The organism is Pseudomonas sp. NEEL19 (assembly GCF_028751975.1).
Lineage (GTDB): Bacteria > Pseudomonadota > Gammaproteobacteria > Pseudomonadales > Pseudomonadaceae > Aquipseudomonas > Aquipseudomonas juntendi.
In genome coordinates, this window is the sequence record NZ_CP081491.1 from 188,665 (window position 1) to 210,324 (window position 21,660).

General features: G+C 62.4%; 20 protein-coding genes and 1 tRNA gene. 12 read left to right on the top strand and 9 right to left on the bottom strand.

The window, feature by feature from the left end; genetic code table 11:
• Positions 1-173 precede the first annotated feature (173 nt).
• Together K4A76_RS00795 and rsd are read left to right on the top strand one after the other, a co-directional pair.
• Positions 174-680, top strand: a complete 507-nt coding sequence (locus K4A76_RS00795) for a disulfide bond formation protein B (RefSeq protein WP_274411342.1) — start codon at positions 174-176, stop codon at positions 678-680.
• 230 nt (positions 681-910) lie between these two features.
• Positions 911-1,381 (top strand): sigma D regulator, encoded by a 471-nt coding sequence (gene rsd / locus K4A76_RS00800; protein WP_274412256.1) that lies wholly within the window; start codon positions 911-913, stop codon positions 1,379-1,381.
• A gap of 9 nt (positions 1,382-1,390) precedes the next feature.
• On the opposite strand, the gene K4A76_RS00805 is transcribed toward rsd, so the two are convergent.
• Positions 1,391-2,029: an FKBP-type peptidyl-prolyl cis-trans isomerase gene (locus K4A76_RS00805; protein ID WP_274411343.1), complete on the bottom strand. Its 639-nt coding sequence runs from the start codon at positions 2,027-2,029 to the stop codon at positions 1,391-1,393.
• A 270-nt stretch (positions 2,030-2,299) separates the two neighbouring features.
• Between K4A76_RS00805 and K4A76_RS00810 the strand changes: the two genes are divergently transcribed.
• Entirely contained in the window at positions 2,300-3,385 is a 1,086-nt protein-coding gene (locus tag K4A76_RS00810; protein WP_274411344.1) for an AlgP family protein, read from the top strand.
• On the opposite strand, the gene K4A76_RS00815 is transcribed toward K4A76_RS00810, so the two are convergent.
• Positions 3,361-3,843, bottom strand: coding sequence for a TIGR02444 family protein (locus K4A76_RS00815; RefSeq protein WP_274411345.1), 483 nt, complete (start codon positions 3,841-3,843; stop codon positions 3,361-3,363). The genes K4A76_RS00810 and K4A76_RS00815 overlap by 25 nt on opposite strands.
• 50 nt (positions 3,844-3,893) lie before the next feature.
• On the opposite strand from K4A76_RS00815, the gene K4A76_RS00820 reads away from it, so the two are divergent.
• From K4A76_RS00820 to K4A76_RS00840, 5 genes are all read left to right on the top strand, one after another.
• Positions 3,894-5,804 carry an ATP-binding cassette domain-containing protein gene (locus tag K4A76_RS00820; RefSeq protein ID WP_274411346.1) on the top strand — a complete coding sequence of 637 codons (1,911 nt, stop codon included), beginning with the start codon at positions 3,894-3,896 and terminating at the stop codon, positions 5,802-5,804.
• A complete protein-coding gene (locus tag K4A76_RS00825; protein ID WP_029884787.1) occupies positions 5,804-6,391 on the top strand; it encodes a mechanosensitive ion channel family protein in 588 nt (195 codons plus the stop codon). Before K4A76_RS00820 ends, K4A76_RS00825 begins: the two co-directional genes overlap by 1 nt.
• A gap of 103 nt (positions 6,392-6,494) precedes the next feature.
• Positions 6,495-7,127, top strand: a complete 633-nt coding sequence (locus K4A76_RS00830; protein ID WP_274411347.1) for a LysE family transporter — start codon at positions 6,495-6,497, stop codon at positions 7,125-7,127.
• A 180-nt stretch (positions 7,128-7,307) separates the two neighbouring features.
• Positions 7,308-7,550 (top strand): DUF2789 domain-containing protein, encoded by a 243-nt coding sequence (locus tag K4A76_RS00835; RefSeq protein WP_173887193.1) that lies wholly within the window; start codon positions 7,308-7,310, stop codon positions 7,548-7,550.
• A gap of 69 nt (positions 7,551-7,619) precedes the next feature.
• The gene (locus K4A76_RS00840; RefSeq protein ID WP_173887195.1) at positions 7,620-8,258 is read left to right on the top strand and encodes an NADH:ubiquinone oxidoreductase subunit N; all 639 of its coding nucleotides are present in this window, start codon (positions 7,620-7,622) and stop codon (positions 8,256-8,258) included.
• Between the two features lie 6 nt (positions 8,259-8,264).
• Here K4A76_RS00840 and K4A76_RS00845 read toward each other — a convergent pair whose 3' ends face one another.
• The 3 genes from K4A76_RS00845 to K4A76_RS00855 form a co-directional block, all read right to left on the bottom strand.
• Complete coding sequence (locus tag K4A76_RS00845; RefSeq protein ID WP_009682213.1) at positions 8,265-8,702, bottom strand: CBS domain-containing protein; 438 nt, start codon at positions 8,700-8,702, stop codon at positions 8,265-8,267.
• A 220-nt stretch (positions 8,703-8,922) separates the two neighbouring features.
• On the bottom strand, positions 8,923-10,653 hold the full coding sequence (locus K4A76_RS00850) for a dipeptidase (protein WP_274411348.1): 1,731 nt from the start codon (positions 10,651-10,653) through the stop codon (positions 8,923-8,925).
• 162 nt (positions 10,654-10,815) lie between these two features.
• Positions 10,816-10,892 (bottom strand) — tRNA-Arg (locus K4A76_RS00855).
• Positions 10,893-11,207: 315 nt separating this feature from the next.
• Between K4A76_RS00855 and gabD the strand changes: the two genes are divergently transcribed.
• From gabD to K4A76_RS00870, 3 genes are all read left to right on the top strand, one after another.
• Entirely contained in the window at positions 11,208-12,650 is a 1,443-nt protein-coding gene (gabD, locus tag K4A76_RS00860) for an NADP-dependent succinate-semialdehyde dehydrogenase (RefSeq protein ID WP_009682215.1), read from the top strand.
• 182 nt (positions 12,651-12,832) lie between these two features.
• Positions 12,833-14,110, top strand: a complete 1,278-nt coding sequence (gene gabT, locus K4A76_RS00865) for a 4-aminobutyrate--2-oxoglutarate transaminase (protein WP_274411349.1) — start codon at positions 12,833-12,835, stop codon at positions 14,108-14,110.
• Between the two features lie 135 nt (positions 14,111-14,245).
• Positions 14,246-15,508 carry a response regulator gene (locus K4A76_RS00870; RefSeq protein WP_274411350.1) on the top strand — a complete coding sequence of 421 codons (1,263 nt, stop codon included), beginning with the start codon at positions 14,246-14,248 and terminating at the stop codon, positions 15,506-15,508.
• Positions 15,509-15,529: 21 nt separating this feature from the next.
• Here K4A76_RS00870 and K4A76_RS00875 read toward each other — a convergent pair whose 3' ends face one another.
• Positions 15,530-16,558 carry a GGDEF domain-containing protein gene (locus K4A76_RS00875; RefSeq protein WP_029884782.1) on the bottom strand — a complete coding sequence of 343 codons (1,029 nt, stop codon included), beginning with the start codon at positions 16,556-16,558 and terminating at the stop codon, positions 15,530-15,532.
• Between the two features lie 99 nt (positions 16,559-16,657).
• Positions 16,658-17,842, bottom strand: coding sequence for a delta-9 fatty acid desaturase DesA (gene desA / locus K4A76_RS00880; RefSeq protein WP_110678935.1), 1,185 nt, complete (start codon positions 17,840-17,842; stop codon positions 16,658-16,660).
• 146 nt (positions 17,843-17,988) lie between these two features.
• On the opposite strand from desA, the gene dibA reads away from it, so the two are divergent.
• On the top strand, positions 17,989-19,884 hold the full coding sequence (gene dibA, locus K4A76_RS00885; RefSeq protein WP_274411351.1) for a phosphodiesterase DibA: 1,896 nt from the start codon (positions 17,989-17,991) through the stop codon (positions 19,882-19,884).
• Between the two features lie 31 nt (positions 19,885-19,915).
• On the opposite strand, the gene K4A76_RS00890 is transcribed toward dibA, so the two are convergent.
• Positions 19,916-20,560 carry a methionine ABC transporter permease gene (locus tag K4A76_RS00890; RefSeq protein ID WP_274411352.1) on the bottom strand — a complete coding sequence of 215 codons (645 nt, stop codon included), beginning with the start codon at positions 20,558-20,560 and terminating at the stop codon, positions 19,916-19,918.
• Positions 20,550-21,659: a methionine ABC transporter ATP-binding protein gene (locus K4A76_RS00895; protein WP_274411353.1), complete on the bottom strand. Its 1,110-nt coding sequence runs from the start codon at positions 21,657-21,659 to the stop codon at positions 20,550-20,552. The genes K4A76_RS00890 and K4A76_RS00895 overlap by 11 nt, the downstream gene beginning before the upstream one ends.
• Position 21,660 lies beyond the last annotated feature (1 nt).

A 21,660-nucleotide genomic window follows, 5' to 3' on the forward strand; every position in this document is an offset into this window, starting at 1 on the left:
TATCTTCCGTTGCATGCTGAATCTGCATTCCCAGTCCTCAGTCGCCTCCTATCGAATAGACGGAAATTTCTTACGCGTTTCAGCGACTTGTCGTTGCTGTAGCGCCTTGAAACAAAGCCCGTCTTTCCTCTACCGTTCCAGGCCACACTCTCATCCCGGGACCTTCACCACCCATGCTGCTGGCCCGTTTGCGCACCTTGTTTCTTCCTGCTTGCCTGGCCGCACTGGCAGTGCTGGCTGCGTCCTTCCAGTTGGATAACATGCTTGGGCTGGCGCCATGCCCGTTGCGCTTGAGCCAGCGGTTGCTGCTAGCCCTGTATGCCCTGCTGAGCCTGGCCAGCGTGCTGCAGGCACCGCGTGCACGTGGCCTGCGGCGTTACGCATGGGCGACGTTGGCCTGCTCGCTGGGCGGGGCGGCGCTGGCCGCGCGGCAGGTCTGGCTGCAGGGTGCTGAAAGGGTTGTCGATGCATGCCCGCTGCCGATCGGGCGTGTATTCGAGCAGGGTTGGGTGGAGGCGGCCCGGCAACTGCTATTCGGCGGCCCGGAGTGCAGCGCGCTGAGCTGGAGTTTTCTCGACCTGACCCTTCCCGAGTGGAGCCTGTTGGCTTTCCTGCTGCTGGCGGCGCTGCCCGCGAGCTGCCTGCTGGCGTATCGTTTCCGCACCCTGGCAGGCGCTTGACCTGGCGCAAGGTTGAGTCATCAGAATGACCAATGGCCATGTAACACGGTATTAAACACTTGTATGAAGTTTGTCCACTGCGTACCTTGAAGGGCAACACGTGCGGGAATAATCTCGCAGCACGGATACTCAAAACACAACTGCTCGATGCCGTCCTGCTGATATCACCTTTGTGCGCGCCTTCGCAGCGCGAGGTGCAGCGGCATCTACCCAGAAGGGAAGAGATCGCCATGCTCGATAGTTGTCAGAACGCTCAGGAACGCTGGGGTGGGGTTCACGAACTTATTGATCGTTGGCTGAAGGAGCGCAAGGAATTGGTGCAGTCTTTCCGCGCGTTGCGCGCCAAAGAGCTGGCCTTTGCCGACAAGGATACGAACGGGGATTTCTGTGGCCTGCTTGTGGACTACTGTTCGGCGTGGCACTTCGAGGTCTGCGAGCAGCTGGTCAGGGAAGCCAAGGCTTTCGGTGACGAGAAGGCACTGAAGCTGGCCGAAGAAATCAACCCACGCATCAATGACATCACGCAGATCGCGTTGGCGTTCAACGATCATTGTGCGAAAGCTGAGTGCAAGGACACAGAGCGCTTTGCCGAAAAACTGGGCAAGCTCGGTGGCCTGCTGCATGAGCGCTTCGAACTGGAAGACTGCCTGATCGAAGTGCTGCACAACGCGCACAAGGAAGAGGACGCGGTACAGGCCTGATGGTTGGCGTCAGTCGCCAACCCCCAGCAGTTCGATTTCGAACACCAAGGGGGTATAGGGTGCGATCAAGTCGCCTGCGCCCTCTGCTCCATAGGCTTGTGCAGACGGAATGACAAGGCGCCACTTGGCGCCAACGTGCATCTGCGGCAACGCTACCTGCCACCCCTCGATCACCGAGCCCAGGCTGAACCACTGTGGCGTCTGGTTCTGGTCGAATACCGAGCCGTCCGGCAACCTGCCTACGTAGCGCACCTGCACTTTGCCACCGGCTTTCGGCTGCGCGCCACTTCCTGCCTGCAGCTCGTTGTAAAGCACGCCCTCTGGCAACTCATGCACGCCAAAACGCCCCCGCTCATTGGCCATGAAGCGTTTTTCCGCCGCTTGCTGCTTTTGCGCCTGGTCATCGCTTTCCTGTGCATCATGCTGCTGCAGCACGGCCTGCATGCGTGCCTTGTCGAGCTTCAGCGGCTGCCCTTGGTAGGCCTGGCGCAAGCCATCGACCAAGGCATCCAGTTGCAGGCCAGGCATGTCCTGGCGCAGCCGCTCGCCCAGGCTGGCCCCAAGGCTGTAGGCGAGATCGTGTTCATCACTGTCGGCCAGGGCGAGGGGCGCCAGCAGGCATAAACCTAAAACAAGAAATCGAGGCATGGTCAGTTCCTGCGCCAATGAGCGTGGAAGTATGCCAGTGTTGAATATGTGTATTGGCTTTTTCGCGGCTTTGCGTGGGCGCGGCTTTGAGTCGCAACAGGGCAGCGGCGCGGCAAGGCTTTGTCCAGCATCTACACTTACCCGCAGCTGCAAGCTTACAACGTTGCCCAGGCATGCAACGCGGCGTAACTATTACGGTCAACATGCCCTAGCGGCGGTAGCAGCAGAAGCATAGTATGAGCCGCACTCTCGTCAGCCAGGAGGTAAACCATGTCGGCCAAAAAGAAGCCAGTAAGTACGCCGTTACACCTGCTCCAGCAACTTTCGGGTAGTTTGCTCGAACATTTGGAAGAAGCCTGCTCGCAAGCGCTGGCTGATGCGGAAAAACTGCTGGCAAAGTTGGAAAAGCAGCGTGGCAAAGCGCAGGAAAAACTGCACAACGCTCGCTTGAAACTGCAAGGTGCAGCCAAGGCCGGTAAAGCCAAGGCACAGACCAAAGCGCAAAAAGCCAGCGCTGAACTTGAAGAACTGCTGGACTCCCTCAAGGAGCGTCAAACCCAGACGCGCGCCTACATTCAGCAACTCAAGCGCGATGCCCAAGACAGCATCAAGTTGGCCCAAGGTGTAGGCAAAGTGCGTGAAGCCGCGACCAAGGCCCTTGACCAGCGTGCAGCCAAAACTGCCAAGCCAGCTGTTGCCAAGCCGGCGACCAAGCCAGCCAGTCGAGCCACTACCGCAGCCAAGCCAGCAGCTAAAGCTACCGCCGCCGCAAAACCTGCGTCTAGGCCTGCCGCCAAGGCCCCCGCCGCCGCAAAACCTGCGCCCAAGCCAGCCGCCAAGGCCACTGCCGCCGCAAAACCTGCGTCCAAGCCAGCCGCCAAGGCCCCCGCCGCCGCAAAACCTGCGCCCAAGCCAGCCGCCAAGGCCACTGCCGCCGCAAAACCTACGCCCAAGCCAGCCGCCAAGGCCACTGCCGCCGCAAAACCTACGGCCAAGCCAGCCGCCAAGGCCACTGCTGCCGCGAAACCTGCGGCCAAGCCAGCCGCCAAGGCCACTGCCGCCGCAAAACCCGCAGCCAAGCCAGCCGCCAAAGCAACAGCCACCGCCAAGCCTGCGTCCAAGCCGGCAGCCAAAGCATCTGCAGCCACCAAACCTGCGCCCAAGCCAGCTGCAGCCAAGGCGCCAGCACGTACCGCAGCGAAACCGGCTGCCAAGCCTGCCGCCAGCAAACCAGCCGATGCCAAACTGGCTACGCCTGCCCCCAGCGCTCCGGCTGCCGCTGCCAACTCGGCCACTTCGGTAGCGCCATCGGCGCCGGCCAGCACGCCTGCTCAGGCACCGTCTTCGGCGTCCTGAAGCGCTGCAGCCGCGGCGCGTAGCTGCAGCAACGCGTCATGTTGTCGGCCCTGGTCCGGCACCAGCCGTGCCAGCCAGTCGTCCGTGGGCTCAGCAGAGTTCACGGGCCACTGCTGGGCACGTTCTTGCAAGCGTTCCAGCAACGCTCTTTCTGCCTGTAATTCCAACCCTTTCACTTGCTCGCGCACAAGTGCCAGCCGGCTATCCAGCTGTGCTGCCGCGCGCCATTGCTGGCGCAGGTCGCGTAGCGGGGTGACCACTGTCCGTTGCCAGGGGTCGGCAATGCCTTGCAATGCCTGCGCGCGCTGGTCTGTCACGGCAACCCCACGCGCCTGCAACCACGTGGCGCACAGCAGCAGGCAGACATCGCCACCCAGTGTTTGCAGTTCAAGGCAGGCGGCTTCTACGCCAGGCCTGGCGTACAAGGCCAGGGCGTGATTCCACAGGTCGGTGTGCATGGTTCCACTCGCGCTATGGGCCGAGGAAGCTGGTAGACTCCGCGACCATCATGATCAGACTATCCAACCTCACTTTACAGCGTGGTCCGCAGCGCTTGCTAGAAGGCGCCGAGATGACCCTGCACGCCGGTCACAAGGCCGGTCTTATCGGCGCCAACGGTGCCGGCAAATCCAGCCTGTTCGCCTTGCTGCGAGGTGAGCTGTCGCCCGATGCCGGCGACTGCCAGCTGCCCGGCGACTGGCGCATCGCCCACATGCGCCAGGAGGTTGATACCCTCGATCGCCTGGCCGTGGACTATGTGCTCGACGGTGACGTGCGCCTGCGCAAGGTCCAGGCCGAATTGGCGGCTGCCGAGCAAGCGCACGACGGCACCGCCCTGGCGCGCCTGCACAGTGAGCTGGAAAGCGCTGACGGCTACACCGCCGACGCTCGCGCCCGCAAGCTGCTGGCCGGCCTGGGCTTTACCAACGAGCAGATGGACCGCCGAGTCGGTGACTTCTCTGGCGGCTGGCGTATGCGCCTCAACCTGGCCCAGGCGCTGATGTGCCCGTCCGACCTGCTGCTGCTCGACGAGCCCACCAACCACCTGGACCTCGACGCCATTCTGTGGCTGGAAGACTGGCTCAAGGGCTACCCTGGCACGCTGCTGCTGATTTCCCACGATCGTGACTTCCTCGATGCCGTGGTCGACCATGTGTTGCATGTAGAGCAGCGCAAGCTGAACCTCTACAAGGGCGGATATACCGCCTTCGAGCGCACCCGTGCCGAACGCCTGGCGCAACAGCAACAGGCCTACGAGAAGCAGCAGGCGCAGCGCGCGCACATGGAAAAGTACATCGCCCGCTTCAAGGCCCAGGCCACCAAGGCGCGCCAGGCGCAGAGCCGGATCAAGGCCCTGGAGCGCATGGAGGAGCTGTCGGCGGCGCACGTCGATTCGCCATTTGACTTCGTCTTCCGCGAGTCGCAGAAAATTTCCAGCCCGCTGTTGAGCATGTCCGAAGGCCGCCTGGGGTATGGCGACAAAGCCATCCTCGACAAGGTCAAGCTGCAACTCACCCCGGGCGCGCGTATTGGCCTGCTCGGCCCGAATGGCGCAGGCAAGTCGACGCTGATCAAGAACCTTGCCGGTGAGCTGGAGCCGTTGTCCGGCCGGCTGGTCCGCGGCGAGAACCTGGCCGTGGGTTATTTTGCCCAGCACCAGCTGGACTCGCTGGACGACAAGGCCAGCCCGCTGCTGCACTTGCAGCGCATTGCCCCCGCCGAGCGCGAGCAGACCCTGCGCGACTTCCTGGGAGGCTTCGATTTCCATGGCGCCCGTTGCGACGAGCCGGTGGTGAACTTCTCTGGTGGCGAGAAGGCCCGGCTGGCGCTGGCGCTGATCGCCTGGGAACGGCCGAACCTGCTGCTGCTCGACGAACCCACCAACCACCTCGACCTGGAAATGCGCCTGGCGCTGACCATGGCCTTGCAGGAGTTCGCCGGCGCCGTGGTAGTGGTATCCCACGACCGTCACCTGCTCAAGAGCACCACCGACGACTTCCTGCTGGTCGCTGACGGCAAGGTCGACACCTTCGACGGTGACCTGGACGACTACAGCCGTTGGCTGGTCGAGTATCGCCAGCGCAGCGCGCCGGCCAGTACTGCGCCGGTCAACCCGGACAAGACCGACAAGAAAGCCCAGCGCCAGGCCGCTGCGGCCTTGCGCCAGCAATTGGCCCCGCACAAGAAGGCCGCTGACAAGTTGGAAGCCGAGCTCAATCAGGTGCACGCGCAGTTGGCCGAAATCGAGACTGCGCTGGGCGACGCTGGGCTTTACGACGCGGCGCGCAAGGATCAATTGCGTGACCTGCTGGCGCGCCAGTCCAAGCTCAAGCAACGCGAAGGGGAGCTGGAAGAGGGCTGGATGGAAGCACTGGAAACCCTCGAAAGCATGCAAGCCGAGCTTGAGGCGCTGTCCTGATGGAGGAGCTGCGTGGTTTGCTGCCAGGGCAGTGGATGGACACCTTCTGGCTGGGCTTGCAGATACTCCTTATCCTGGCGGTGGCTTTTGGCCTGCAGCGCATCGTGGCCCGTGGCCTCAGCCGCCTGGGCCAGCGCTACCCCTTGCCACCGGAGTTGCTGGTGCCCGTGCGCGGTGGCCTGCGCTGGTTGATCATGGGCAGCGCGCTGCTGTTCGTGCTGGAGCGCCTGGGGGTTTCGGCAACGGTGCTGTGGACGGCCCTGTCCGGTTTCGTGGCGGTGGCGGCGGTGGCGTTCTTCGCCATGTGGAGCGTACTGTCCAACCTGCTGTGCGCGGTGCTGATCTTCACGGTCGGGCCGTTTCGTATTGGTGATGTGGTCGAGCTGGTCGACACCCTCGACAAGCCGGGCGTAAAGGGCCGGGTAATCGCCATCAACCTGCTGTTCACTACCCTGCTAGAAGTGCCCGAGGCAGGCGGGGCATTGGTGCAGGTGCCGAACAGTCAGTTCTTCCAGAAGTCGGTGCGGCGCTGGCGCGGGGCCGAAGTGCAGGCCATGCACAAGGACGTGTTGCTCGAGGCGGACTGACATGGCCCGCACAAGCACGCTGAATTCTGCAAAATTTGCTGGTCATATTTTCACCAACACCTTAGCTTAATCTTTTGCAACACTAGTGCGAGCGAGGTGTGTGATGTCGATGGAAGTATGGTTAGGCTTTTTTGCCGCCTGCTGGGTGATCAGCCTTTCCCCTGGCGCCGGGGCGATTGCCTCGATGTCCAGTGGCCTGCAATACGGCTTCTGGCGCGGTTACTGGAATGCCCTGGGCCTGCAACTGGGCCTGATTTTGCAAATCGCCATCATCGCCGCCGGCGTGGGCGCCGTGTTGGCCGCCTCGGCCACGGCGTTCCAGTTCATCAAGTGGTTTGGCGTCGCTTACCTCGTTTACCTGGCGTACAAGCAATGGCGTGCGCTGCCGATGGACATGACCGATGAGTCGGGCGTGCGCCCCATCGGCAGGCCGTTGAGCCTGGTGTTCCGCGGTTTTCTGGTCAACGTCAGCAACCCCAAGGCGCTGGTGTTCATGCTTGCGGTGCTGCCGCAGTTCATCAACCCGCATGCACCGCTACTGCCGCAGTATGTGGCAATCACCCTGACCATGGTCAGTGTCGACCTGTTGGTAATGGCGGGCTACACCGGTTTGGCCGCGCGGGTATTGCGCCTGCTGCGTACGCCCAAGCAGCAGAAGCGCTTGAACCGCACGTTTGCCGGGTTGTTCATTGGTGCAGCGACGTTCCTGGCAACCTTGCGCCGTTCACCCATCTGACAGGCGCGCTGGGATAAATGCAGGTTCGATCGAGTCTTGTCCGTCGGGGTGCTGTCTATCAGGGGGCGGATGATCACAATCATCTGGTTCACATGAGCATGGAGCAAAACCTGCAGCTGGTGCTCTCAACCCATGCCGGGCCGGCATCTTCCATGCGCGCCCCGGCACCGAGGAGGAAACATGGACAAGCCGATTCATCCTTTGTCGGAGATCTTCAAACAGTTGGGGCTGTCTGACGACCCGGTCGAAATCGACCGCTTCATCACGACACACTCACCGCTCGAGGACGGTGTGAAACTGGTCGATGCGCCTTTCTGGAGCGATTCGCAGCGCGCGTTCCTGAAAGAAAAGTACATCGCCGATGACGACTGGATCCCGATGATCGACCAACTCAACGAGGCGCTTCACCCCCAGAAAAAATAAAGCGCCGAGCGGCACCTGACGAGTGAATGGCCGTTGCTATGCTCAGGAAAACAATCGGGGGATAGCGCGATGAAAGATCCCTACGTATCAGGTTTCTGGTGCTCCGTTTCCATCCTGGGCATTCTGACGGCCAGTTACTTCTACGGCATCAGGCAGGCGCATCAACTGAACCAGGCGGTGCAGTTCCTCTACGCCGCCGCCGCGGTCACCGTGGCTGTCGCCGTGGTGGCGCTGGCCTGGATCGCCTGGCAACAGTTGCATCTGAACAAGCGCGAGGTGATCCAGGGGCGCACGTTGCTGACCATCTGGAACACCAAAGTTGCACTACGCCGCGTGGAAACGGTCTTCGATCGTTATTTCTGGGGCAGCTACTGGCATTCGGGGCGCACTTTCGAAGAGGTCATGGGCGAACTCAAGGGCACCCCGCTGGAGCAAAGCCTCGATGCGCTGAAGCGCCAGTGCCGGGTGCTCGACCGCGAGATCCACGACCACCATCATCATTGGCTGGCCAACGCCCGCGACCTGTCCAGCGTGGCCCAAGCCATGGCCCGCGAACGCTACCAGCTGGACCTGGGCGAACCCACGCAAAGCGGGCATGGCAATACCGCTGTGCTCAATCGCGACCTCGAAGTGCTGGTCTACACCTGGTCGGCGCGCCTGCGCAGTTTTGACCACCAGCTGGACGAACTGGAGCGCGGCTACCACTGAATGCGCTTATTCGCCGCGGATGTACTGCTCCAGCTGCTTGATCAGGCTGGCCTGCTCGGCAATGGTTTCCTTCACCAGGTCGCCGATCGACAACAGCCCTAGCAGCTCGCCATTGCTCACGACCGGCAAGTGGCGCAGGTGGCGGTCGGTCATCAGGTTCATGCAGTACTCGAGGTTCTGCCTGGGTTCGACCGTGACCACTGGTGCACTCATGATTTCCCGTACCGGGGTGGCGGCAGAAGAGCGGCCCTTGAGCACCAGCTTGCGTGCATAGTCGCGCTCACTGACGATACCCACCACCTGCTTGCCCTCGACTACCGGCAGTGCACCGATGTTTTTCTCCGCCAGCATTTTCAGGGCGTCGAGCACCGAGTCATCCGGGCCGATGGTGTACACGGTCTGGTGCTGGGACTTGGTCTTGAGGATTTGTTCGACGGTCTTCATACGGGCCTCTGCGGGTGGAAAAGCGCTGTCTCGGTGTAACTAAAGCATCCGGTACGGCGCTCTGCACGGCAATGCAGGAAACGGCATGGAGTCGATTGAAAAACGTCATCGGTGTTCGCCTATGCGGGCCTCTTCGCGGCTAAAGCCGCTCCCACAGGTATGTCATTGGCCTCAGAGCCTGTGATGCACCCTATGGGAGCGGCTTTACCGGTACAGCCGATCAGAGCTTCGGCATTTGCCCGATCCGCGCGACCATTTCGCTGACGACCTGCAGGTCCAGCATGAACTGCTCTACCGTCTTGAACTCGTTGTCGTTGTGCCCGGTGTACTTCACGTCTGGCATGGCCAGGCCGAACTGCACGCCGTTGGGCAGGTCGTGTACCGACGTGGCACCCGCCGAGGTGCCGAACTCATGCTTCATGCCCAGGTTCTCGCTGGCCACCGCGAGCAGAGCCTTCACCCACTCGCCCTCGGGGTTGCGATACATCGGTTCGTCCAGGCTGTAGTCGAAGGCTACCGAGGTGCGGCTCTGCCGGGTCCATTTGTCCAGTCTGGTGGCCAGTTCGTCCTTGATCGTGGCAAGCGGCTTGCCCTTGGGAATGCGCAGGTTCACCGCCAGTTTCAAGCCTTTTTCGTCCACCCCTACATAGGTCAACGACGCGGTCAGCGGGCCCATGAACGGGTCTTTGAAGGCCACGCCCAGCTTGTTGCCCAAGTAGTCCAGGCCCCAGTTGTCGGCAGCGTAGCGGGCGGCGTCGGTGAATTGGTTGTGCTTGAGCGGTACCTGCTGGCCCAGGCCAGCAAGGAAGTCGAGCATGCGTGCAACCGGGTTTACCCCGGACTCCGGCTCCGAGGAATGCGCGGAAACCCCGGTTACTGTCAGCACCACCTGCTTGCCGTCGGCCTTGGCGTCGATGCTGAAGTCACCACCGTGCTGCTTTACATACCCGGCGCCGGCTTGCTGCAGTTGTTTGGCGAGTGCTGCCGGGTTGTCGGTGGCCAGGGTTGCGACCGAGGTGGTGGGGATCTGGTTGGTGGCCAGCCCGCCAGTCAGGTTGATGATTTCAGCACCGTTACCCGTGGCCGGGCGTTTGCTGAAGCTGGCCATGATCGTACCGTAGCCCTTTTCGGCAATGACCACCGGGTAGCCGCCATCCAGCGCCAGGTTGTAATCAGGCGTGGGGTTGCGCTCGAAGTAATAGGGGATCGCATCCCCACTGGTTTCTTCCGTCGTGTCGATCAGCAGCTTGAATTGGCGGGCCAGTGGCAGGTTTTCGTCCTTGGCCACTTTCAACGCGTACATCGCGACAACGATGCCGTTCTTGTCGTCTTCGGTGCCGCGGCCATACATGCGGTCGCCAACCAGGGTGACCTTGAACGGGTCCAGGCGGGTGCCGTCGGCCAGCTTCCAGTTGTCCGGATTGACCGGCACCACATCGGCGTGGGCATGGATGCCGATCACTTCCTTGCCGCTGCCGAGCGAAATTTCGTAAACCCGGTTATCGATGTTGCGGAACGCCAGGCCGAAACTGTCGGCCAGTGCTTTGATCTTGTCGGCGATTTTCAGGAACGCCGGGTTTTCGTACTGCGGCGTACCCTCGACGTTGTAGGTTGGAATAGCCACCAGTTCGCGCAGGGTTTCAGTGGCAGCCTTGCCGTACTTGATGCGGGTATACAGGCCAAGCAGGCGGTTGATCTCGTCCTGTTGCCCGGCGGCCAGCGGTTTGCCGTTCAGGTAGGCCTGCAGTGTCGCCTCAAGGTTATCGGCCTTGGCCAGGTCACTGCCTTTGAGCTTGCCGAGGAACTGCTTGAAGTCACGCGGGTCGCTGCCGTCGAAGGTTTTGACGATTGCCGCGGCCTGTTGCTGAGTGAGGTTGGCCTGGGCCGGTTGGGTGAACAGGCCGATGCTGGCCAGCAACAGGGTGGTGGCGGTGAGTTTTTTCAGGTGCATGGTTGCGCGCATTCCTTCGCCATGGATTGTTATGGGGTACCCGTTGGAGGCAACGGGAGGACGCCCACGCTAACATCAATGGCCAGTGGCACGGGAGTGCCAGAAACGCGACATGTCGCACAAATGAAAAAGCCCCGGGCACAGGCCCAGGGCTTTTTGATATGGCGCACTCGGCGGGATTCGAACCCACGACCCCTGCCTTCGGAGGGCAGTACTCTATCCAGCTGAGCTACGAGTGCAACGCGCACGCATGATACCCATCTGCGCCGGTCGCGTCCATCGCCTTGATCTGTAGCCTTTTTTCCCGGTTGCCTGTGCCGGCCGGTTCGCGGCTGAAGCCGCTTCCGCCCAGTGGGAGCGGGCGTGCCCGCGAAAGGGCCGGTCGCCAGTACGCAAATGATGACTTTTCCGCCCAGCTGTTCAACCATTCGTTCTTTTTTTCGAACAGCCTATTGTCCAACACCCCAGCAGCCGCTTAGCATTCGTTTGAGATTTCAAACGCTCGATGCCCTGCCTTGGGCGCTTTTCAACAATCAACAATTCGGGAAGCCGACATGCAGCTCAAAGACGCTCAGTTGTTCCGCCAGCAAGCCTACATCAACGGTGAGTGGCTGGATGCGGACAATGGCCAGACCATCAAGGTGACCAACCCGGCCACCGGTGAAGTCATCGGTACCGTGCCTAAGATGGGCACCGCGGAAACCCGCCGCGCCATCGAAGCTGCCGACAAGGCCCTGCCGGCCTGGCGTGCCCTGACCGCCAAAGAGCGCTCGACCAAGCTGCGTCGCTGGTTCGAACTGATGATCGAGAATCAGGACGACCTGGCTCGCCTGATGACCACCGAACAAGGCAAGCCGCTGGCCGAAGCCAAGGGCGAAATCGCCTACGCCGCCTCGTTCATCGAGTGGTTCGCCGAAGAAGCCAAGCGTGTCTATGGCGACACCATTCCGGGCCACCAGCCAGACAAGCGCCTGATCGTCATCAAGCAGCCAATCGGCGTAACCGCGGCCATCACCCCGTGGAACTTCCCGGCTGCCATGATCACCCGTAAAGCCGGCCCGGCCCTGGCCGCTGGCTGCACCATGGTGCTCAAGCCTGCTTCGCAAACCCCGTACTCCGCCCTGGCCCTGGTCGAACTGGCCCACCGTGCCGGTATCCCGGCTGGCGTGCTGAGCGTGGTTACCGGCAGCGCTGGTGAAGTTGGCGGCGAACTGACCGGCAACTCCCTGGTACGCAAGCTGTCCTTCACCGGCTCGACCGAAATCGGCCGCCAGCTGATGGAAGAATGCGCCAAGGACATCAAGAAGGTTTCCCTGGAGCTGGGTGGCAACGCCCCGTTCATCGTGTTCGACGACGCCGACCTGGACAAGGCGGTCGAGGGCGCGATCATCTCCAAGTACCGTAACAACGGCCAGACCTGTGTCTGCGCCAACCGTATCTACGTGCAGGACGGCGTCTACGACGCGTTCGCCGAGAAGCTGGCGGCTGCGGTGGCCAAGCTGAAGATCGGTAACGGCCTGGAAGATGGCACCACCACTGGCCCGCTGATCGACGGCAAGGCTGTCGCCAAGGTTCAGGAGCACATCGAAGACGCCGTTTCCAAAGGCGCCAAGGTACTGTCCGGCGGCAAGCTGATCGAAGGCAACTTCTTCGAGCCGACTATCCTGGTTGATGTACCGAAAACTGCTGCTGTCGCCAAGGAAGAGACCTTCGGCCCACTGGCGCCGCTGTTCCGCTTCCAGGACGAAGCCGAAGTCATCGCCATGTCCAACGACACCGAATTCGGCCTGGCTTCGTATTTCTACGCCCGCGACATGAGCCGTGTGTTCCGTGTTGCCGAAGCCCTGGAGTACGGCATGGTGGGTATCAACACCGGCCTGATTTCCAACGAAGTGGCGCCATTCGGTGGCATCAAGGCTTCTGGCCTGGGCCGCGAAGGTTCCAAGTACGGTATCGAGGACTACCTCGAAATCAAATACCTGTGCATCAGCGTTTGATCGCACGGTAACGGCTTTACCTCTGCCAGCGGGGCGCGAGAGCGACGTCTCGCTGGCCTTTTTTACATTGCAGTACCTGGTGGCTAGGGCGCTTGTGGCAGTCGATCAACGAATACTGTTCGCGAGCACTCCCAGCCACCCCCGAATAAAAGCGCCATTACTGTCGGCGCAATGAGGGCATTATGAGCAAGACCAACGAATCCTTGATGCAACGTCGTGTAGCTGCCGTCCCGCGTGGCGTTGGCCAGATTCACCCGATCTTCGTCGACAGCGCGAAGAACTCGACCGTGATCGACGTTGAAGGCCGCGAAATGATCGACTTCGCCGGCGGCATCGCAGTGCTGAACACCGGCCACCTGCACCCGAAAGTGGTTGCAGCCGTGCAAGAGCAGCTGACCAAGGTCAGCCACACCTGCTTCCAGGTGCTGGCCTACGAGCCTTACGTCGAGCTGTGCGAAAAGATCAACAAGCTGGTCCCAGGCGACTTCGACAAGAAGACCCTGCTGGTCACCACCGGCTCCGAAGCCGTTGAAAACGCCGTGAAAATCGCCCGTGCCGCCACTGGCCGTGCCGGCGTTATCGCCTTCACCGGCGGCTACCACGGCCGCACCATGATGACCCTGGGCCTGACCGGCAAAGTCGTGCCGTACTCCGCAGGCATGGGCCTGATGCCAGGCGGCATCTTCCGCGCCCTGTTCCCGAGCGAGCTGCACGGTGTGAGCGTTGACGACGCCATCGCCTCGGTCGAGCGCATCTTCAAGAACGACGCAGAGCCACGCGACATCGCTGCAATCATCCTGGAGCCTGTACAAGGCGAAGGCGGCTTCCTGCCAGCGCCTAAAGAGCTGATGAAGCGCCTGCGCGCCCTGTGCGACCAGCACGGTATCCTGCTGATCGCCGACGAAGTTCAGACCGGCGCTGGCCGCACCGGCACCTTCTTCGCCATGGAGCAGATGGGCGTTGCGCCTGACCTGACCACCTTTGCCAAGTCCATCGCCGGCGGCTTCCCGCTGGCCGGTGTATGTGGCAAGGCCGAGTACATGGACGCTATCGCTCCGGGTGGCCTGGGCGGCACCTACGCCGGCTCGCCGATCGCTTGCGCCGCAGCCCTGGCCGTGATCGAAGTGTTCGAAGAAGAGAAACTGCTGGACCGCAGCAAGGCAGTGGGTGAGCGCCTGACCACCGGCCTGCGTGAAATCCAGAAGAAGCACCCGATCATTGGCGACGTTCGTGGTCTGGGCTCGATGATTGCCGTCGAAGTCTTCCAGAAAGGCACCCACACTCCTGACGCCGCTGCTGTTGGCCAGGTTGTGGCCAAAGCCCGCGAAAAAGGCCTGATCCTGCTGTCTTGCGGCACCTACGGCAACGTTCTGCGGATTCTGGTTCCGCTGACCGCCGAAGACGCGCTGCTGGACAAAGGCCTGGCCATCATCGAAGAGTGCTTCGCTGAACTTGCCTGATGTGACGCGCTTCAGAAAAAACCCGCCTCGGCGGGTTTTTTTATGCCCGGTGATGCGTCGGAGGCTATGGTTGTTGGATGATGCGCCCAGCACGTTGTAAAAGACTGAGGCAAGGATTTACAGGAGTAGTTGGCGATGAACGCTGCAGAGCCCACCCCACCGAGCGTACTGATCGTCGAAGGCGACCCATGGGTACGCGACATGCTCAGCGAGATGCTGCTGAGCGTTCGCTGCGATGCCCGCCTTCAGGTCTGCGCCGACGGCTCGCAAGCGCTCACCGCCCTGGCCGCCAAGCCGGACCTGATCATTGCAGCACGTGAGCTGGCTGGCATCGACGGCCTCGACCTGCTGCGCAAAGTACGCGCCAAAGGGTCGGGATTGCCGTTCATCCTCATGAGCAACCGCAGTGACAGTGCGAGTGTGCGTGAAGCCCTGCCGCTGCACCCCACGGCGTACCTGAGCAAGCCCCTGAACCTGGGTAACCTGCGCAAGCGCCTGGAACAGTTGCTGCTGGGCGTGGGCGAAGAAATCGCCTGCCCGGTGCCGCCCTTGCAGCCCGGTGCCAGCCTGCGCGCTTACCTCGAACAGCGCCGGGCTACTGCCGATGGCGGGCCGCTGCTGGCCGATTTGCAGGTGGCGATCAAGCGAGCCCTGAACCCTGAGGGCCTGAACCTGAAAGTGCTGGAAGAAGAAGTCTGCCGTGACCCGCAAGTGACCGCGGTGCTGATAGCGGCTGCCAACAGCGCAGCGCTGCACCGTGAAGCACCGGTGCAAACCCTGCTGCAAGCCCTGAACAAGCTGGGCAGCACGCAAAGCATGAACCTGATTCTGGGCATGACCCTCAAGCGCAGCGCCCGCCTGAGCGACCCCTTGCTGGCGCAGCATGCGGCGCAGTACTGGGACTTGTCCCTGCACACCGCCGAATATGGCCGTACGCTGGCGCGCCTGCTGGCGCTGGACGAAGGGCTTTGCTATTGCGCAGGGTTGCTGCATTGCCTGGGCGACCTGGCGGTGCTGCGCTGCCTGCAGGAATGGCGCCTGGCGGGCGGCGAGCTGGACGAAGACAAGGTCCAGTTGTCGCTCAACGAGTTCGGTGCCGCATTCGGCTCGGCGCTGCGCACCCGCTGGCGCTTGCCGTTGGCTTTACGCGAGCTGATCGCGGCGATCTATCAACTCGGTGGCGGGGTGTACTCGCGCGATATTCTGGCCATGAACCTGGCCGGGCAGTTGGCGCGGCTACCGGCTGAGCAGGGGCTGGCGAAGATTGCCAGTGGCAAGACGGCGCGTTTGCTGAAGATGGGCTTGCCGGAGCTGACCCGGTTGCGCAAGGTGGAGAACCCCGAAACCAGTTCGCAGCCCGCGGCTGAAGGCCCGATACAAGCCGACGATGCTCCTTGAACCGGGCAGGCGTAAGGGGGTTCAACCGCGCACGATCTGGTTCTTGCCCTGCCGCTTGGCCTGGTACATCGCCGCATCGGCGCGGGCATACAGGCTGTCCAGCGCCACATCTTCAGCGGTCAACCCGGTAAGCCCCTGGCTCACCGTTACCCCGTAAGTGTGCGCCCCATGGCTGAAGCTCAAACGCTGAATCTGCCGCTGTAGCCGCTCGGCTATCTGCCCGGCCAGCTCGGCACTGCACCCTGGGAAGACTGCCGCGAACTCTTCGCCGCCAATACGCCCGAACAGGTCGCCACGGCGCAACACGGCCTTGCCGCTGTCGGCGATGTGCTGCAGCACCTGGTCGCCTTCCTGGTGGCCATAGCTGTCGTTTATCTGTTTGAAGTCGTCGATGTCCAGTAACAGGAAGGCCAACGGCGTGCCGTTTTCCCGGGCGCTGTCAAACGCCGCTTGGGCGCATTCGAAGAAGTGCCGGCGGTTGCTGCTTTGGGTCAGCACGTCAATGGTGGCCAGGCGCTGCAACTCGCCTTCCAGCTGCTTTTTCTCGGTGATGTCTTCGGCAATGCCGACGATGATCACGCGGTCGCCGTCATGCTGCTGGTTGATGTAGCACTTGTCGCTCAACCAGCGCACTTGCCCGTCGGCATTGATGATACGGTACTCGCGGTCCTCGACCGCGCCTTTGAGCAGCACCTGGGCCAGGCTGCGCTCGGCGTATTCCAGGTCGTCGGGGTAGATGCTGTCGCGCCACTCGTTGAAGTCGGCCAGTACCAGGCTGGCCGGGCGGCCGAAGATGCGCTCGTAGGCGGGGCTTACGTACAGCACTTCGCGTGTTTCCCAATCGAAGGCCCAGAGCACCGCGTTGACACTTTCGAGCAACGAGCTGAACAGCTGTTCGCGTTCGCTCAGGCGGGCGACTTCACCTTGCGCATGAAGGAGCGCCAGTAAAGTGCGGGCGGCTCCCGGTGGTACCGGGCCTGGCGATGTCATTGGAATATTCTTGGCCATGTGCACGTAGCGAGTCTCGACGTGAAAGCGTGCGGCCAGCATCCTGCCCGCCACGCGGGCGATGTGCGGGGTTTGAGTGGGGGCGAGGTGGGGAAGTTCCAGCTGGCACGCCCCATGCTGGGGCGTGCCGATCAACGGCGATCAGGCGCCGATCGGGCGCAGGGAATAGGTTTTCAGCTGTGCCGCGAAGTCGCGCAGGGCTTGAATACCACTGGTTTCGGCTTCGTGTACCCAGTCCTTGATGGCGGCCAGCATGTCATGGCCGTTGGCGCTGGTGCGGGCCCAGATCTGCTGCAAGGCCAGGCGCTTTTCGTAGATGGTCTTCAGGGCCTGGCTGTGCGCAAGCATCGATTCGATGCGCACATGATGGCGGTCTTCGAGCAGGCTGGTTTCACGGGATAGCAGGCGCTTGGCACGGCGGAAGTGGTGGCGCACCGAGGCGTCGACACGCGCCAGTTCCAGCTTTACCAGTGGGGCGATCACCAATTTGCGGTACTGGGCCATGATCTGAAAGCGGTTGTTGAGGATCGCCATGGCGGTGTCCATGTCCAGGCTACCTTTGCCTTCCACCCGATGGGCAATCGGCGCCACACGCTGCACCTTGGCCAGGCGCAGCAGGCAGAACAGACGGATCCACGCCCAGCCCATGTCGAACTCCCAGCGCTTGACCGACAGCTTGGCCGAATTGGGGTAGGTGTGGTGATTGTTGTGCAGCTCTTCACCGCCGATCACGATGCCCCACGGCACCAGGTTGGTGGCCGCGTCACGGCATTCGAAGTTGCGGTAGCCGAACGCGTGGCCCAGGCCGTTGACGACACCGGCAGCCCAGAACGGGATCCACATCATCTGGACCGCCCAGATGGTGATACCGAGGGTGCCGAACAGCAGCAGGTCGATCACGGCCATCAACGCGATGCCGCCCAATTTGTAACGCGAGTACAGGTTGCGCTCGATCCAGTCATCAGGGCAGTTCTTGCCGTAGATGCGCAGGGTGTCTGGGTTGCGGGCCTCTTCGCGATACAGCTCGGCGCCTTTGCGCAACACCGTGCTCAGGCCTTTGTGCACGGGGCTGTGCGGGTCGTCGGGTGTTTCGCACTTGGCGTGGTGCTTACGGTGAACCGCCGTCCACTCGCGGGTGTTCTGCGCCGTGGTCAGCCACAGCCAGAAGCGGAAGAAATGCTTGAGCGCGCCGTTGAGCTCAAGGGCTCGGTGCGCAGAGTAGCGATGCAGGTAGACCGTGACGCTGACAATGGTCACGTGGGTCATCAACAGGGTGATGCCGACCAGTTGCCAGGCCGACAAGTCGAGCAGGCCGTTGTACCACATAGATGTAAATGCCCTCGAAATGCGGGGGGAAGGGTCGATTATCCCTTGGTGGGGAAATAAAACCAGTCAACTGTTCAGACAGGAGGTCACGACATGTTTCAGCCTTTATAATGCCCCTTTCTTTTCAATGGGCTATCCCACCCGACATGTCTGTTTCCGTTCGCGACGCCTTGCGCATGGCCGCGCTTTATGTGGTGCTCTCGATCCTCTGGCTGGTGCTGGCCGAGGTGATGCTGCAGAGCATGACCGACGACCCCCTGGCATTGACCGTGGGGCGGCAGATCAACGTGGTGGTGTGGGTGCTGTGCAGTGCCTTGCTGATTTATCTGTCCAGGGTTCGGCTGCTGCATTTCATCGGCCATGGCGCGCGGTTGCGCTGCGAAGACCGGGAACGCCTGCGCATGGCCGCCGCGGTGTTCGACAGTACCTTGGAAGGGGTGCTGGTAACCGACCGCCAGGGCCTGATCGTGCACGTCAACCGTGCCTTCATGCGCATTACCGGTTACCAGCAGCACGAGGTGATCGGCCAGCGCCCGAGCAAGTTCAAGTCGGGCCGCCATGGCCAGGCCTTCTACCAGCAGGTTTACGCCACCCTGGCTGAAAAGGGCGAGTGGAGCGGCGAAATCTGGAACCGGCGCAAAAGCGGCGAAATCTACCCGCAGTGGCAAACCATCTGCGCTATTCACGATGACGAGGGTGAGCTGAGCCATTACGTGGCCGTGTTCAGTGACATCAGCGCGATCAAGCATTCGGAGCAGGAACTGGCCTACCTGGCCCACCACGACCCGCTGACCGGCCTGCCCAACCGCTTGCTGTTCAACGACCGCGTCGAGCAGGCCCTGGCCGCGGCGCAGGCCAACAAGCGTGGGTGCGCCCTGCTGCTGCTGGACCTGGACCACTTCCAGAGCATCAACGATGGCCTTGGCCACACCATCGGTGACCAGTTGCTGAGGCTGGTGGGGGAGCGCCTGGGCAAGATACTGGGCAATGGTGTGACCTTGGCCCGGCTGGGCGGTGACGAGTTCGGCGTGCTGGCCGAAGGCTGCCAGCAAGTCGGCCAGGCAGGCAAACTGGCGCAGGGCATCATCGAGCGCATGCGCGAGCCGTTCCTGTTCGATGGCCATCGGTTGTTCATCAGTGTCAGTGCCGGTATCAGCCTGTTCCCCAGCGATGCCTTGTGTGCCGAACAGTTGCTGCGCAACGCCGATTCGGCGTTGTACAAGGCCAAGGACAATGGGCGAGCCTGCTATGCGCTGTACACCGAAGAACTGACGGCCCACGCCCAGCACCGGGTTGAAACAGCGGGCGAGTTGCGCCGCGCACTGGAGCACGACGAACTGCGGGTGTTTTTCCAGCCAGTCCACGACCTGGCGACCGGCAGCCTGGTCGGGGTCGAGGCGTTGGTGCGCTGGCAGCATCCGCAGCGCGGCCTGGTGCCGCCGGGCGAGTTCATCCCGATCGCCGAGCGTACCGGCCTGATTGCCGAAATCGATGCCTGGGTGCTGCGCCAGGCCTGCCGGCAAATGGTGCAGTGGCAGGCGCAAGGCCGGCAATTGGCGTTCGTGGCGGTGAACATCTCCAGCCGGCTGTTTGGCCAGCATGAGTTGTACCGGCAAGTGGCCGACGTCCTGCACGACACCGGCCTGGCCCCCGCCTTGCTGGAGCTGGAAGTGACCGAAAGCGCTGTGATGGAAGACCCGGAGGTGGCGCTGGAGCAACTTCACCGCTTGCGTGAGCTTGGCGTGACCCTGGCCATTGATGACTTTGGCACCGGCTATTCTTCGCTGCTGCGGCTCAAGCGTTTGCCCGTTCAGAAGCTGAAAATCGACCAGGGCTTCGTTGCCGGGTTGCCGCTGGATGAGGATGACATCGCGATCGTGCGGGTGATCATCGCCCTGGCCCGCAGCATGGGCATGCAGGTGCATGCCGAGGGTATCGAGCAGGCAGAGCAGGCCGCCTTCCTGCTGCAGCAGCAGTGCCAGCTGGGGCAGGGGTACTGGTTCGGGCGGCCGGTGCCGGCTGCGGATTTGCACTGGGGTTGAGGGCCTCTTCGCGGGTTTGCCCGCGAAGAACTCAACGCTTGTTCAAGCCTTTCGCCAATCGGTCGCCACCCAGCTGGATCAACGCCACCAGCGCCACAAGCATGGCGATCACGGTCAGCATGATCTGGCTGTCGAAGCGCTGGTAGCCATACCGGTAGGCGATGTCGCCTAGCCCTCCGGCACCGATCGCCCCGGCCATGGCCGAGGAGTTGATGAGGGTCACCAAGGTGATGGTGAAACCGCCGACAATGCCCGGCAACGCTTCGGGCAACAACACATGCCAGACAATGTGCCAGCGCCGGCAACCCATGGCCTGCGCGGCTTCCACCAAGCCATGGTCGACTTCGCGCAGGCTGACCTCGGCGATCCGGGCAAAGAACGGCGTGGCGGCGATGGTCAGCGGGACAACCGCCGCCCACACACCATAGGTCGTACCCACCACCAGCCGGGTGAACGGGATCAGCGCGACCATCAGGATCAGGAACGGGATTGAGCGGAACAGGTTGACGAAGGCGCCCAGTACCCGGTTCAGCAAAGCTGCCTCGAATATGCCGCCCTTGCCGCTGGTGACCAGCAGCAGCGCTAGGGGTACCCCCAGCAGCAGGGCGATAAGCGACGACACGCCAACCATCAGCAGGGTATCGAGCAAGCCTTCCAGCAGACGATCAAACCACATGGCCCAGCACCTCCACGTTGTCCGCCCAACGGCGGGCGCGTTGCAGCAATTGTTGGGTATCGTGCGGTGCGTGCTGCACCGACAGGATCAACTGGCCCAGGGCGTGCTCGCCAATGGTCGCCACGCCGCCCTGCAGCAGGCGCACGCGACCGCCCAGGTCGTGGAACAGGGCAGACAGTTCCGGCTCGCCAAGCACAGTCAGTTGCAGTACCACGGCGCAGTCACGGCTTGTGGGGTGGGGCTGCAGGCTGGCTTGCAGCGCCGCAGGCAGCCGCGCCTGCAGCGGCGCAAGCAGGGTTCGGGTGACCTCGTGGTGAGGCGCGCCGAAGACACGCCAGACTTCGCCCTGCTCGACCACCTCGCCGCGGTCCAGCACCACCACCCGGTGACAGATATCACGGATGACCGCCATCTCGTGGGTAATCAGCACGATGGTCAGGCCCAGGCGCCGGTTGATATCGCGCAGCAGTTCCAGGATCGAGGCCGTGGTCTCCGGGTCCAGCGCGGAGGTGGCTTCGTCGCACAGCAGGATCTCGGGGTCATGCACCAGTGCCCGGGCAATGCCCACGCGCTGTTTCTGCCCGCCTGACAATTGCGCGGGGTACACGTGGTGTTTCTCCTGCAGGCCGACCAGTGCCAGCAGCTCCCGGACCTTGCGTTGTCGCTCGCCCTTGGCCACGCCCGCCACCTTCAAGGGCAGCTCGACGTTCTGCCACACCGTCTTCGCCGACAGCAGGTTGAAATGCTGGAAGATCATGCCGATACGCCGGCGCAGCGCCACCAACTGGTCGTCATCGAACGCCGCGATGTCCACCTGGTCGATCAGTACCCGGCCGTGGCTGGGGCGTTCCAGGCGGTTGATGGTGCGTAGCAACGAAGACTTGCCGGCGCCGCTGCGGCCGATGATGCCGAACACTTCGCCCTGGCGAATGTTCAGGTCAATGCCGTGCAAGGCGGGTTGCGCCTGCCCGTGGTAGGTCTTGCCCAGGCCGATGAAGCGTACATGGGCTTGATTGATTTCCGGGTGCAGGGCGTGCTCCCTGGCCGTTGACGCTAGCGGTTGGGGGGTGGGCGCCTTGAATGCGCTGGCCTGGCTCATG